This is a genomic window from Endozoicomonas elysicola (assembly GCF_000710775.1).
Lineage (GTDB): Bacteria > Pseudomonadota > Gammaproteobacteria > Pseudomonadales > Endozoicomonadaceae > Endozoicomonas > Endozoicomonas elysicola.
Genome location: NZ_JOJP01000001.1, coordinates 1811006 through 1825248, shown reverse-complemented (window position 1 = coordinate 1825248; position 14243 = coordinate 1811006). Strand labels below are relative to the sequence as shown.

Genomic DNA, 14243 nt, shown 5'->3' with positions numbered 1-14243 from the left:
ATGAGAAGTGGTCTTAATCCACCGGGGAGTCGTAATTATCATTTAATTGGGATAATGAACAACCCAGGAGTTGTAAACCGGACTCTTTACTGGCTGTACTAAAAAGAAAAAATGCCGTCATTTCATTGTACGGCATATCCATTAGTACGATAGTTATCAACTCGCTCTGTAACTTCCTCAGACAGCCAGCTGATCCATAGCAAATTGCTAAGATCATTTTTCCGGTGGTGGCGCATCCTTCTCTGGTCCTTTAGCAGAGGGGGGCATAGAGTTGATGTCATCCAGCCACTCCTGGGGAGGTGGGGGGAGCTCACTTCCCTTGGAAGACTCAATATTCGAGGCGCTATTCGCCTGAATATCTTTAATTTTAAAGTTATTAAATCGAAGTCGAATCATCCCTTTTCCAGAGACCAGATCCTGAGTGGGATCCTGGGCAAACAGCAAATCAGCCTGCTTATTTGAAATATCAAAAAGCTGGCAAGTAATATTTCTGATTGCAGCCCGATCTTTTGCACCGCCATCACCAGCCGGTATTTCATTATGGGCCTTTTTCAACTCGGTATACACTTTGGTTTCAATACGACCAAACTGCTGATTTTTTTTGTCAGTAACGTACCTGTCCGCAGCGCCGGCAATCGTCGTTGCCATTCTGGCTGCCCCCACTACTGCGTTAGTCGCCAGACTACCAACCCCAGGCGCAAGTATTGCTGCGGCTGTGCCTGCAGTGGCCCCAACTACATCAATGGCCCCATGAGCCAAAGCCGTATCTGACTTTATTTCGGTACGATCTTTTTTCGCTCTGATAACATCAACAGCGAGATCCAATGCATTTTTTAATGTAGGCTTCTGCTCAACAAGCTGAAAGTTCTCTCGAAACAGATCACCTAATTTATTGAGTTTAAAGTCCAGAATCTTATTGTTCTGCTCTCTGTAGCTGTGTTCCGCAAACTCCCTACCACTTCGAACCGCTTTATCAACCTGCAAAACTGGAACAATTGAGGCCAGCATTGCACCAGCAGTCCAATCAAGCTGACTTGACTGGTGTTTTATTTTTCTTGCCTCATAACCAGAAAACGCCTTGAGAGTTTCTGCATCATTTTTATAGGACACAATATGTTCTTTTATATCTACCTTTTCTGGAAGCTGCGCAGACTTGGTCAAAAAGGAGTGCAGTTTCTTATCATCAATCACAAATTTATGGCGTGAAGCCAAAGCTGACTTACCCTGTTTAACCGGAGTAGAGTAATCTATCTTAACCCCCATCGTTTTAACGATGTCATTAAACTCCTTCATCATCTTTTTGGACTGATGGCCGGCCTTCAATAGGCCATCCTCTTTACTGGTTTTCCCATTTTTAATTCGTTCATCAAACTTTTCAGCCCGATCTTTGAACTTTTTCTGCCATTCATCCAGACGTTTGTGTACGCTCTGCGTTAGACGTCCCTTCTTTTCAGTTAACTGCAGCAGGCTGTTTGTCAGTCTCAGGATCTGCTGGTCATTTGCATAATGACACTTACTTTCCCCAAGCACCATTCGAAGGGGGTCCTGCTTACTGACTGAGGCAGTATCATCGGCTGATAATTTGGCGATTTTGGCATAGTCCTTCATATCTTGCTGGGACATTTTCTGGCCAAGCATCGGGCGCCCCCCCTCCCACTTTTTAACCAGTTTCGGGCAAGCCTCAAATGCACTTTTTCTCTGCTCCAACTTGGAAAGCTTATGCATTTTAAGACCCATAGTAATGCCATGGGATATAGCACCTATTCCAACATCAACAGCTGCTGCTTCCATCGCTGCCGCTGCATTTGATGTTACTGTCTCTGTGGTGACATCAATACTGATTTCGATAGGTGGTACTACATCACCAGCAGCGTCGGCCGGAGCCATAGCATCAGCCCCAGCCTCAATAGAAGGCGCAGCCTTATCAAGGGTTGATGCTGCCTCAGTCAGGAGTTCAACCGGAGATGTCACCTCGCTGGCCACTTCAACCGGAACTTCCTCCAATAGGAAGTCGGGCTCTTCAGGCACTGGAGTAACATCAGGAGAGGAACTCACTGGGGCAAAAGAAATAATGTCTGGGGCACTAGGCTCCGCAACTGGGGTTTCAGATAGAGAAATATCCGGGTCAATGGTATCCAGAACAGGATTGTCCGGAACAGGTGCATCCGGAACAGGCGCATCCGGAACAGGTGCATCCGGAACAGGTGCATCCGGAACAGGCGCATCCGGAACAGGCGCATCGGAAACAGTGATCGTAATGTCTACCTTAGTGAACTCCTCGGGTTTACTAAGCAGAGGAATGGCAGCGGCACTGAGAACGGCTTCAGGAGCACTGTCTGAAAGAGGCTTCAGGCTGTTTCTGGTCGAATGATTGACTTGCGGATTTGAAGGTTTGATTTTTCTATCGGATAAATTTGTAGACTTCGCCCCTTTGTCAGCACCCTTTTTATTTCTGCTGAACAAAGACTTTATCGTTTTTTTGAAAGAAATTTTCCTGCCGTTTTTAGTCTTTGGAGCTTCTACATCCTGATCAGCCGTTTTATTTTCAGTTTCAGGCACACTGGTAAAGGACTGCACCCCACCCGCTTTACTGTTAAAATTTGAACCATCCATCAGGAGCCATCCTTGGCAAAAAAACCTTATTTTATTAATCGCGAAATTTAAAAAGACCCAAAAATCATTCAGAACTAATAGCTCAACACCAAAACACCGCACCTTTTTCAAACTCAAATATGGGTACTTATTAAATGGTAATTGACTGCTACTTTAATTCGCAGCCAACAACACTGGATTAACTACTACAACTTACCTTTCAATTAGCCTTACATATTTAACTCGAAAAATTATTTAGACTCACCGACAGGGATATTAGTAAACCTCAATCGGATCTTACCTTTTTCCGAAACAAGGTCTCTATCATCGCTTTGCTTGAACAGCATCTTGGCCTGCCCTTCGTCAATATCAAACAAAGACTGTGTCAGTTCGAGCAAGTCACTTTTCTCACCTTCAGATGATTTTGGGTTGTTATAAGCTCCCTTCAGCTCGCTATAAACCTGAGTTTCAATACGGCCGAACTGCTGGTTCTTTTTATCAACATGAGATCTGGCGCCAATAGACACACCTGCAGCAGTAAGCTTTGCAGCACCGACAGCCACATCAGCGGCAAGGCTACCCACACCTGGCGCGAAGACTGCTGCAGCTGAACCAGCGGTAGCCCCTACCGTATCAATGGTACCCTGTGCTATTGCACTCCCCATTTTAACCTGAGTACGATCCTTTTTCGCATGAATAACCTTCGAAGCCAACTCCAAAGCATCAGTCAGAGATGAGCTATAACTTCCTACTGTTTTCTCACTCACCAAACCTGAACTTATTGCTTTCTCTTTCTCTTCAGGAGTCTTGTTTTTGAACTCCAAGGCAGACATCTGTTTCTGCGCAAAAGCAGCTATCTTAGTCAGCTTTGAATCCAGAAGCTTATTATTTTCTGTCCTGAATTTAGCTTCGCTGAATTCCCTTCCTGCACGAACACCATAATCAATTTTCAATACAGGTATCCCAGCAGTAGCAAGAGCAGCACCTGTCCATTTCATCTGGCTGATCTGATGATCAATCTTTCTCTGCTCATAGTTGGCAAAAGTTTTCAATGCCGGAGCGTCATCCTGATGTACCAGCACCTGCTTTTTCACATCACCCTGGGAGGGAAGGTGTTTTTCAGTTTTGGTTAAATGTGCGTGCAACTTCTTCTCATCTACCACAAACCGGTGCTGAGTTGCTAACGCTGATTCACCAAACTTCTTAAACGTAGGCAGCTTGTATTCCATCTCGACACCAAGAGGCTTTACAATGGCATTAAACTGTTGCATTAGCCTTTTTGACTGATGCCCATGTTTTAATAGTTTTTTACCGTCTTCACTTCTGGCTTTCTTCGCCTTCTGCCCTTCCGTAAATTCTTTCCCTTTTTCTTCAAAGTCACTTTTCCACTGTTTTAATTGATCAGCGATAGACTTTCCTCTCATGTCTTTGGGAATATCTGAGGACTTAGATCCGTCTATATCTCCGGCAATTTTGATCAAATTCTCTGCCAGCTTGAGCATCTTACCGTCATGACTGAAGTGGCACTTGCTATCACCTAGAACGCTTCTCAAAGGATTCGTTCTCTCAATAGAACCATCATCAGCTAGCTTCGCAACCAGGGCATAATCTTTTAAATCCTGAACAGAAGCCTTTTCAGCCCCATCTTTACCCGCCCCCTTCCAACGCTCAATAACATCACCACACTTGTCAAATGCCTCCTGCCTGTTCCTAAGCTTGGACAGTTTATAGCCCTTGAGGCCAAGGGTAATACTGTGAGCAACGATTCCTACACCAACATCAACACCAGCACTGACCGGGTCTAATAAACTACTGATATATTCTGCTGCTCCAGCGGATTCACTGGCAGCTACTTCAGCGGCATCACTGGCAGCAAGAGCATCTGGATCAAACGCATCATGGTCTGCTGTAATGACTTTCGCTTCAGCAAGAAGATCCTGAACAGTTTCCAACTCTCCTGCTTCAGCAGCATCATTTGCAGCATCATTAAGGGTATTCAGCTGAGAAAGCTGATCTTCCAGTTCCGAGACATGCTCAGAGGCCTGCGCATAGTCCTGTTCAAGAACTTGAAGCTGCCCCTGAAGAGTAGATGTCTCTTCCGTCAGCGTATTTACGCTATTCTCCGCTTCAGCCAGTTGTCCCTGAAGACCTGCCAGTTCAGTTTGCGCGGACCCCAGCTCTGTGTTTCTAGCCTCCAGCGCACTTTCCATGCTGGCTAACTGAGACTGCTGATTTGCCAGAGTGGTCTGGTGCTCTTCAACCAGTATTTTCAACTTGTCGACGGCCTGATTTGCTGCATCGTTAAAACCATCATCAACGCCCTGGTTTGCTGCATCCAGATGATCCTGAGCTGCGGTCAGATCACTCTGCAACTCATTGAGAACATTCTGCTGCTCGGCTATCAGCTGATTTTGTTCATTAATAGAACCTTGAATACTGGCCACTTCAGTCTGTAATTGATTGACCTGTGAAGTCCCATCGGCTACTTGCTGAGACAACTGTGATTGAGATTCTTGAGCAGTAGATAGGAGTTCATTCTTTTCACTCAGAGCTTGTGAAACGCCGTCTCTCTGAGCTTGGAAAGATTCCTGCAAATCAATCGCTGAATCTAATGTTTTCTGCCAACGGTCTACAAGCCCTTCAATTTCATCCTTAACAATACCGGCCTGAGCAGAATCCTTAACGATTTGCAGAAGCTGATCACTTTCCTCAAGCGGGGTTTGTTCAGGGGCTTGCAGCAATGCTTCAGTTGGTTGCACATCAGCACTTCCCTGAGCTGCTGCTTGTCCAGCAACTCGATCCATTACTGCATCAGCTAATAACCCCTCAGAGCCAGCGAACGCACCAGGCAAGCCGTCAGCAAGTGCTCTGTGACGATCATCCCCCAAAGACTCCTTACGCAGTCCCTTGGCAGGCTTAGCAGATTCATTAGATTTGGTCTCTCTTTTGGCAAGTGTTTTTTTACCTGTCTTGTCCTTCCCTTCGGACTTATTGCTTTTTTTTGAAAAAAGACCTTTAAACTTTGAAAATTTAGAAACTTTCTGTCCCTTATCCGTCTTTCCTGGCTCCTGATCAACAGAGTCAGTAGCATCAGAAGTTGATGGTTGCGTAATATTTGCGGGAGTCGGGTTTCCTACCCTAGGTATTTGTCCATTACCATCCATGAGAAGCCATCCTTAGCTGTCTATATCAATTTTCTAAAAAGTATAGGACAGCCCACTGACACATTGCTAAATAACCAGATGGTGCCGGTTTTTATTGGAGGATAAGTATGTCATTCCAGAAAAACGTTAGGAGTTTGACGCTCAGATTGAGCTCAAGATGGCTGTTAATACGGCAATAAGTTATTAAAAATAACTTAAAAAGACACAAGGCTTATATAAACCACATTGAGGGAATTCCCCTCAACGCGATTACTGAAAAATGCGAACCACTGAAACATCAGGATCACGACTGCCACCAGCATCCCTTAGGGCCTGCAGATACGCATCCCACATCGCCTCTTTGTTATGGCATAGTTCATAAAGGTAGCCCCAGTCATAAATACCGCTGTCATGACCATCATCAAATATCAGTTTGATAGCATATTGACCAACCATTTCAACACCGGTAATCGCCACATTCACCTTGCCGGTCTGCAACACGGGGTTGCCATGGCCACGAACCTCTGCAGAAGGGCTTAACACCCTGAGATACTCTGCTTCCAGCTGGAATGATTCGTGGCCAAACTGAATTTCCAATGATCTGGAGCGCTTGTGAAGCTTAATGGCGGAAGGGATCGAGGTTGTCATTTCTGGCAGGATACCCACTCATTAGTAAAAAGAGTAAGAAAGATGAGTGGTCAGCAAGGCGCTGACCACCTCAACACAGGCTGTTAGAGGATATAGCGACTCAGGTCTTCATCCTGAACCAGTTCACCTAGGTGTTTATCCACATAAGCTGCGTCAATCTTCAGCGGTGTACCATCCTGAGCAGAAGCCAGGTCAGCAGCACTGAAAGAGACCTCTTCCAGCAGGCGCTCCATCACGGTATGAAGGCGGCGGGCACCAATATTCTCAGTACGCTCATTAACCTGCCAGGAGACCTCGGCCAGACGACGAATGGCATCTTCGGCAAACTCAATATTGAGTGATTCCGTTGCCATCAACGCTTGATATTGTTCCGTCAGAGACGCATCAGGCTCTGTCAGAATACGCATAAAATCATCGGAGGACAGTGCTTTCAGCTCAACACGAATCGGCAGTCGGCCCTGTAACTCTGGAATCAGGTCTGATGGCTTGGCCAGGTGGAAGGCACCAGAAGCGATAAACAGAATGTGATCGGTTTTCACCATGCCGTATTTGGTAGAAACAGTGCAACCTTCAATCAGAGGCAACAGGTCACGTTGAACCCCTTCCCGGGAAACATCCGCATTAGAAGCACCAGAGCGTTTTGCAACCTTGTCAATTTCATCAAGAAAGACAATGCCATTTTGCTCAACAGCATCAACAGCCCTGGTCTTGAGCTCATCCTCATTCACCAGTTTGGCCGCTTCTTCTTCCTGAACCAGACGCATTGCATCTTTGACTTTCAGCTTACGGTTTTTTGATTTACCCGTATTCAGATTTGAAAACATACTCTGAAGCTGATTGGTCATCTCTTCCATACCAGGAGGCGCCATGATCTCAACGCCCATTGCCGCTTCGCGAACATCAATTTCAATCTCTTTATCGTCCAGATCACCTTCGCGCAACTTCTTGCGGAATACCTGACGGGTAGAGCTGTCCTGCGGCTGAGAGTCTTCACCAAAGGAGCGTGCCGGCGGAAGTAGCGCATCCAGAATTCGCTCTTCAGCAGCGTCCAGAGCCCGATGACGAACGCGCTCCATTTCCATTTCCCGAAGCATTTTGATCGCGGCATCCATCAGGTCACGAACAATAGACTCGACATCACGCCCCACATAACCAACTTCAGTAAATTTAGTGGCTTCGATCTTGATAAACGGTGCATTGGCCAGCTTGGCAAGGCGTCGGGCAATTTCTGTTTTACCAACACCGGTAGGGCCAATCATCAGAATATTTTTAGGGCTAATCTCATTACGCAGATCTTCATTCAACTGCATTCTGCGCCAGCGGTTACGAAGCGCTATTGCTACAGCACGCTTGGCTTCATCCTGACCAATAATGTGTTTGTCCAACTCATGAACAATTTCGCGGGGCGTCATATCTGACATATTGGAAACTCGTCTTAAATAGCAATGGCTTCAGACAGCTGGAAGCTCTTCAATGACTTGATTTGAATTGGTGTAAACGCAGATATCTGCCGCAATACCCAGACTCTTTTCGACGATATCACGGGCACCCATTTCAGTGTTTTGAAACAGTGCCTTCGCTGCCGACTGAGCATAAAACCCACCAGAGCCAATGGCCAGAATTCCATCCTCTGTCTCCATCACGTCACCATTACCGGTGATAATCAGGGAGGCGGTGGCATCAGCAACAATCAACATCGCTTCCAGCCTTTGCAGGGCTCTCTCAGTTCGCCACTCTTTAGCCAGCTCAACCGCTGACTTGGTCAGTCGTCCCTGATGCTTTTCCAGCTGAGCTTCGAAGCGCTCAAACAGAGTAAATGCATCAGCGGTGCCACCTGCAAACCCGGCAATGACCTTCCCGTGATAGAGTCGACGTACCTTGTGGGCATTGCCCTTGATGACGGCATCACCCAGCGAAACCTGGCCATCACCACCGATCACGACACTGCCGCCACGACGCACCGACAGAATAGTTGTGCCACGATACTGTTCCAAGGCTCGCTCCTTAAATAAAAAAACGGATAACAGAGCCTTATATTGGGGAGATGTATTTAATTATCAAGAGGGTCTGTAGAGAAAGCTCCCCGGAACTGAGTTTTTCCTATTTCAGCTGTAAAAGCAGGCTATCAATATTCTGGCCAGCTAACACTTTCTGGGCACTCTGAAGCGATGCCCGGTCAGTGAATGGCCCCAGCTGCACGCGATGCCAGGTTTCACTGCCCCCTACATTCACTCGCTCAACCTTGGGCATCAAACCTTCCAACAGCAACTGAGCCCTGAGCCTCTCAGCATCTTTTGCACTGCGAAAAGAGCCTGCCTGAAGCAGATATTTTGTTGGCTTAGCGCTTACTGCAGGCGCAGCTGTTATCTTATCCGTTTTTTTGGTCGGGGTTTTAACCGGAGCCGGATCGGCTATAGATACCGTCACTTCCGACTCAGGAAGTAAAGTATAAAAATCAAACACGGGCTGGCTATTGTTTTTCTGGTCATCCACAGATGCTGAAGCGACCTGTTCAGCCACAGTCCTGACATCTTTCGCAGAAGGCATTAACCCTGCCAGAAAAGCAACAAACACACCAATCACCAGACCTGCCAGCAACCAGCCCCAATTTGGCATAGTCACTGATGTCGTTTTGCCGGCACTTTTCGACTTACTGGCTCCCCGCTTGGTACTGTTTGATCTGGATGTCATAATTCTCAACTTATCGTTCGTCAGGTCTGTCTGCGATCAGGCTCTTTATAGGCACTCTACTGCTTAACGATACCATTATCTCCAATAAGACTGATATAAGTACCCAGCCATTTGAATACGAAAGAGCTTCTATTGAGACGAAAGGCCTTTTTCGATAGCATTCCCACCAATTTAGTGCTCAGAACAACAACCTGCCCGCCTGACCTTACTTGAGAGAATCGGTGCTGCTGTCTGGTTTTAGACAAGGCATTCCCCCAGCACCAATGATTCAATGCTCACCAAAAGCTTCAGGCAAGATGTATAGACGTTGTCATGCCCTGATATGAACTTCTGACGGTTAAAAGGCTCTTGTTACTGTAGAGTCTCTAGCGGACAGGAAGTATCAGATAACATGGGCACATGAGCTTACATTCTCCTCTCGGCCCGGACTATTTAAAGGGTCTGAGAGGAACAGTCGCTATATACCCGAGTTTAACCAAGGACTCATGCATGAATATTCTCAAGCTGCTTGAAGACAGAGTCGTCAAAGCGCTTATCACTGCGGGAGCCCCAGAAGGCACCCCAGCCATGGTTCGTCCCAGCGCACGGGCGAATTTTGGTGATTACCAATGCAACGCCGTCATGGCTGCTGCTAAAAAAATGGGCATGAATCCACGGGAATTGGCTCAAAAAGTGATCGACAGCCTTGACCTTGATGGCGTAGCCAGCAAAGTTGAGATTGCTGGCCCGGGCTTTATCAATATCCATCTCGCCCCTGAGTGGCTGGCCAGCAGCCTTTTCTCCGCTATCAAAGATCCTCGTGCCGGTGTTGCCGAAACGGATAACAAACAGACAATTGTCGTTGATTATTCAGCACCGAACGTTGCCAAGGAAATGCATGTTGGCCACCTGCGCTCAACCATCATTGGCGACTCAACGGCAAGAACGCTCGAATTTCTTGGGCACAAAGTGATCCGTCAGAATCACCTGGGCGACTGGGGAACCCAGTTTGGCATGCTGATTGCCCACCTGGAAGAACTGGAAAAAGAAAGCCAGGAAGCCATGAGCATGGAGCTCTCCGATCTGGAAACCTTCTATCGGGAAGCTAAAAAACATTTTGATGACAACCCCGACTTTGCAACCAGAGCCAGAAGCTATGTGGTTCGCCTTCAGGCAGGCGATGAGTATTGCCATAAGCTATGGAAAAAGCTGGTCGACATCACTCTGTCACACAATCAGGATACCTATGACCGCCTGAATGTTTCACTGACAGCCACTGATGTTATGGGCGAAAGCGCCTACAATGACAGCCTTCCTGTCATCATTAAGCTGCTTGATGAGAAAGGACTGTTAAGTGAAGACAACGGTGCAAAAGTTGTTTTTCTGGATGAGTTCAAAAACAAAGATGGCGACCCAATGGGCGTCATCGTTGAAAAGTCCGGCGGTGGGTTCCTCTACACTACGACCGATCTGGCAGCCATTCGTCACCGCTGCCACACCCTGAATGCGGATCGTGTGCTCTATTATGTGGATGCACGCCAAGGACAGCACTTCGAGCAGGTATTTACGATTGCTCGCAAGGCTGGGTTTGCTTCTGACCATGTATCTCTGGAACACCACGCCTTTGGCATGATGCTGGGCAAAGATGGTAAACCATTCAAAACCCGTGCTGGTACTACCATTAAACTGGCAGACCTTCTGGATGAAGCCGAAGAGAGAGCTGCAGCCGTGATTGCCAGCAAGTCTGGCGACCTTTCTGAAGAACAGAAGGTTAACGTTATCCGCTCCGTTGCCATCGGCTCAGTTAAGTATGCCGATCTGTCCAAAAACAGAACCAGTGACTATGTCTTTGACTGGGACAATATGCTGGCGTTTGAGGGTAATACTGCCCCCTATCTGCTCTATGCTTACACCCGGATTATGAGCATCTTCCGCAAGGCAGGTATCAGTGAGTCCGACCTCACAGGCAACATTCTGATCGAAAACGAGGCCGAGCGAGAGCTGGCTCTTCAGCTCTGCCGCTTCAGCGAAACCATTGAGTCCGTTGCCAGAGAAGGTCTGCCACACCAGCTGTGCGCTTATCTCTATGAAATCTCCGGCGCCTTTATGAAATTCTATGAAGCTTGCCCGGTTAACAAGGAAGGGGTTTCTGAAGAGCTGCGCAACAGCCGCCTGCAGATCTGCGGCTTGACCGCCAGAACCCTGAAGCTGGGTCTTGGCCTGCTGGGTATTGAAACTGTCGAGCAGATGTAGTGCAAAACAAAAAGGCTGGTGTAAAAACCAGCCTTTGATGTAATCAGGAAGACTCGAAGCAAGCAAGTTAACTTAAAACTTTCTGCTTCAGTATCCATTATTTCCTGCAGCTATTGCAGTCCAGAACTAAACCTCCAACATAAACGTTACTGGACCATCATTAAGCAGAGAGACTTTCATATCTGCACCAAACCGGCCGGTAGCTACCTCTTGATGAAGCTCTTGAGCCTGCTCAACAAAGTAGTTATAGAGCCTTTCCCCTTGCTCAGGAGATGCACCGGAACTGAAGCTGGGTCGTAACCCTTTGCGGGTATCGGCAACCAGGGTGAACTGGGAAACGATTAACAGGCCGCCCCCCACATCTTTCAACCCAAGATTCATCTTGCCCTGTTCATCACTGAAAATTCGATACTTCAGTACTTTATCAAGCAGTTTATCTGCCAGAGCCGAATCATCCCCTTTTTCAATTCCTAGCAACAGAAGAATACCAGTGCCAATTTCACCAACGGTTTCTCCGTCTACTACAACACTGGCGTGCTTTACACGCTGAATCAGGCCTTTCATCTATCCATCTCGAATTATTTTCAAATAAAGTGTTGCGAAAGCCTTTTATGGAGCCAGTCTTCGTGCAAAGTCATCGGTTGCTCTAACCAGTGCATCAACAATACCCGGTTCGCAGGAGGCATGGCCCGCATCACGAATTATTTGTAAGTCAGCTTCCGGCCAGTGGTCTGCCAAAGCCTGCGCATTATCAAGTGGGCAGATCATGTCGTAGCGACCATGCACAATAACCCCTGGAACTGCTGAGATCAGATTCATTTTTTCAATAATCTGATTAGGATTGATAAATGAATGATGCCTGAAATAATGGCACTCAATCCGGGACAGGGATAACGCCAGATGCGGGTCAGCAAAATGGTCTACCAACTCATGATTAGGCCTTAACGTAGCCGTATTTCCTTCCCACAAAGACCAATGCTTGGCAGCATTCATTCTTGCCAGCTCATTGTCTCCGAACAGCCGATGATAATAAGCCTCCAGCAGATCGCCCCTTTCACTCTCAGGAATTGGCTCCAGAAAATGCGCCCAGTGGTCCGGGAACACCCTGCTGGCTCCATCCTTATAAAGCCAGTCAAAATCCTGTTGCCTGGAGAGAAAAATACCTCTGACTACCAATCCAGATACCTGCTTTGGATGAGCCTGAGCATAAAGCAGAGAGAGTGTTGAGCCCCAGGATCCACCAAAAACTAACCACTTATCAACCCCCAAGGTTGATCGAATTAACTCCATATCTTCAATCAGCAAGGCAGTGTTATTCTGCTCGAGCTCTGCATGAGGCTTGGATCGACCGCATCCTCGCTGGTCAAAAAGAATAATCCGATACTTTTCTGGGTCAAAGAAGCGACGATCTCGCTCTGTACAACCTGCTCCAGGGCCACCATGAACAAATAGCACCGGTATACCATCCTGAGAACCACACTCTTCAATGTAGACCTCATGAATATCATCAACTTGCAGGTGCCGGGTAGCGTAAGGTTTGATGGCAGGATACAGAGTGCGCATGGAAAATCCTTTCAGGAAACTTTCATAAAGTCAGCAGAATTATGCCTTACCTTAACCTTAAACGGTTATTGCAGCAAAGCGCTTATCCTTTCTCAGAAAGTCATGATTTGAACCAATTCAGGCAGAGCCTGTCTCAGGCTTATCAGGCGTAGTTACCTCTATACATTTTCAGTCACCAACTGTAGCTCCTGATAAAAAAACACCTATTAGTGATACTCGCTGATAGCCTGCTGTATAGCGCCGAAAAGAGTAATGCCCCGAACAATATGAAGCATCAGTTAAGAAGAGTAATTAAAGCAACGTCAATCGTTTTAACCAGTGCCATAACGATAGAAGCGCTTGCTTTTCAATATTTCTCTCCTGTAGATCAAGTGACGGCTCAACAGTGGATAAATGAAGCGGGATTTGAAACATACTCAGCCAATAATCGTGCAACTCCACAGCAAGATCGGTGGCTATACACTCAGCTCACTTTGCAAGCTCTGCATACATCTCGACCCGAACAGTTTTATCGCTACCTGTCGAAACTTGTTATCACGGCTACCCAAACCGGTAATGATGAACTTTCTCAACTGCTTCAACCGATATTTAATTTAAATAAAACACAGGAAAGGGTATTCGAAGCATTAGTTCTGGAGCAGAATGAAATCGATCTGGCTTATTGGCTAAGCCATTACATTGATCTTGAAAAACGCCTTACTAATGATGAAGACTTTTATTCAAACCTGTTTGAACTATTAACAAGAAAGGTTATTCATAGTACTCAGCTCTGTCCTGAAATGTTAATCCTGGAAAATTTCAAGAGCATAAAAGAGAAACGGCATACCATTCTTCAATGCATAGCCCGATCGGTAAATCAGCATATTATTGATATTGATATTAGCCATAACCGGGTAATCACTTCAAAAGTATTAAGCCCGGAACCTATAAGCACGAATCTGTTATTGCCGCCACCAACGGTTTTGGACAATATTGAATACCACCTTTCAACGATTCTGAGCTGCTATGACAACCCAAAACTCAAACCGGTGATCCTGCTCACATCACCATTAGAGATAAACTTTCTTGTATCCACCAATAAAAGAGCAAGCAAAAAAACAAAAAGACCACCCGCATCACCTCTCACTAAGTCCGATATTAATAAAATCAGACAAAACTACCCTCCCCATCAGGACGGACACAAAAGAGATAAGCGCTTAAAATCCTGGAAACCCGGTAGCCCGCACTGGCTGGAAGCCTGGTTTTCCTCACCCGGCTACGGTATTACCGCATGTATTGGAATCGGCTTGATAGTTACTCTCGTGGTTATCTATTTTCCAATTGCAGGAAACCCATACCTCTAAGGTGCGCTCTATTGATATTAAGGATGCTTAA

10 protein-coding genes are annotated in these 14243 nt (G+C 46.5%); 2 read left to right on the top strand and 8 right to left on the bottom strand.

Going from position 1 to position 14243, the window contains the following annotated elements:
• Positions 1-213 precede the first annotated feature (213 nt).
• The 6 genes from GV64_RS25605 to GV64_RS07635 all read right to left on the bottom strand — a co-directional run bounded on the left by GV64_RS25605 (position 214) and on the right by GV64_RS07635 (position 9074).
• On the bottom strand, positions 214-2613 hold the full coding sequence (locus tag GV64_RS25605) for a hypothetical protein (RefSeq protein ID WP_020580684.1): 2400 nt from the start codon (positions 2611-2613) through the stop codon (positions 214-216).
• Positions 2614-2843: 230 nt separating this feature from the next.
• Positions 2844-5756, bottom strand: coding sequence for a coiled-coil domain-containing protein (locus GV64_RS07655; protein WP_020580685.1), 2913 nt, complete (start codon positions 5754-5756; stop codon positions 2844-2846).
• A 249-nt stretch (positions 5757-6005) separates the two neighbouring features.
• Positions 6006-6383 (bottom strand): gamma-butyrobetaine hydroxylase-like domain-containing protein, encoded by a 378-nt coding sequence (locus tag GV64_RS07650; protein WP_020580686.1) that lies wholly within the window; start codon positions 6381-6383, stop codon positions 6006-6008.
• 83 nt (positions 6384-6466) lie between these two features.
• Positions 6467-7804, bottom strand: coding sequence for an HslU--HslV peptidase ATPase subunit (hslU, locus tag GV64_RS07645; RefSeq protein ID WP_020580687.1), 1338 nt, complete (start codon positions 7802-7804; stop codon positions 6467-6469).
• A 30-nt stretch (positions 7805-7834) separates the two neighbouring features.
• On the bottom strand, positions 7835-8377 hold the full coding sequence (gene hslV / locus GV64_RS07640) for an ATP-dependent protease subunit HslV (RefSeq protein ID WP_020580688.1): 543 nt from the start codon (positions 8375-8377) through the stop codon (positions 7835-7837).
• Between the two features lie 106 nt (positions 8378-8483).
• The gene (locus GV64_RS07635; RefSeq protein WP_020580689.1) at positions 8484-9074 is read right to left on the bottom strand and encodes an SPOR domain-containing protein; all 591 of its coding nucleotides are present in this window, start codon (positions 9072-9074) and stop codon (positions 8484-8486) included.
• A 489-nt stretch (positions 9075-9563) separates the two neighbouring features.
• Between GV64_RS07635 and argS the strand changes: the two genes are divergently transcribed.
• Positions 9564-11306 (top strand): arginine--tRNA ligase, encoded by a 1743-nt coding sequence (argS, locus tag GV64_RS07625; protein ID WP_020580691.1) that lies wholly within the window; start codon positions 9564-9566, stop codon positions 11304-11306.
• 126 nt (positions 11307-11432) lie between these two features.
• Here the strand turns inward: argS and dtd are convergent, their stop codons facing one another.
• A complete protein-coding gene (gene dtd / locus GV64_RS07620; protein WP_020580692.1) occupies positions 11433-11870 on the bottom strand; it encodes a D-aminoacyl-tRNA deacylase in 438 nt (145 codons plus the stop codon).
• Positions 11871-11915: 45 nt separating this feature from the next.
• Positions 11916-12869, bottom strand: a complete 954-nt coding sequence (gene pip / locus GV64_RS07615) for a prolyl aminopeptidase (protein WP_020580693.1) — start codon at positions 12867-12869, stop codon at positions 11916-11918.
• 209 nt (positions 12870-13078) lie between these two features.
• Here pip and GV64_RS07610 point away from each other — a divergent pair, with 209 nt between their 5' ends.
• Positions 13079-14212 (top strand): hypothetical protein, encoded by a 1134-nt coding sequence (locus GV64_RS07610; RefSeq protein WP_157236877.1) that lies wholly within the window; start codon positions 13079-13081, stop codon positions 14210-14212.
• The last annotated feature ends 31 nt before the right edge of the window (positions 14213-14243 follow it).

Excerpts from the sequence above, each read along its gene's own strand:
- GV64_RS25605 (WP_020580684.1), bottom strand. The coding sequence starts at position 2,613 with ATGGATGGTTCAAATTTTAACAGTAAAGCGGGTGGGGTGCAGTCCTTT.
- GV64_RS07655 (WP_020580685.1), bottom strand. The coding sequence starts at position 5,756 with ATGGATGGTAATGGACAAATACCTAGGGTAGGAAACCCGACTCCCGCA.
- GV64_RS07650 (WP_020580686.1), bottom strand. The coding sequence starts at position 6,383 with ATGACAACCTCGATCCCTTCCGCCATTAAGCTTCACAAGCGCTCCAGA.
- hslU (WP_020580687.1), bottom strand. The coding sequence starts at position 7,804 with ATGTCAGATATGACGCCCCGCGAAATTGTTCATGAGTTGGACAAACAC.
- GV64_RS07635 (WP_020580689.1), bottom strand. The coding sequence starts at position 9,074 with ATGACATCCAGATCAAACAGTACCAAGCGGGGAGCCAGTAAGTCGAAA.
- argS (WP_020580691.1), top strand. The coding sequence starts at position 9,564 with ATGAATATTCTCAAGCTGCTTGAAGACAGAGTCGTCAAAGCGCTTATC.
- dtd (WP_020580692.1), bottom strand. The coding sequence starts at position 11,870 with ATGAAAGGCCTGATTCAGCGTGTAAAGCACGCCAGTGTTGTAGTAGAC.
- pip (WP_020580693.1), bottom strand. The coding sequence starts at position 12,869 with ATGCGCACTCTGTATCCTGCCATCAAACCTTACGCTACCCGGCACCTG.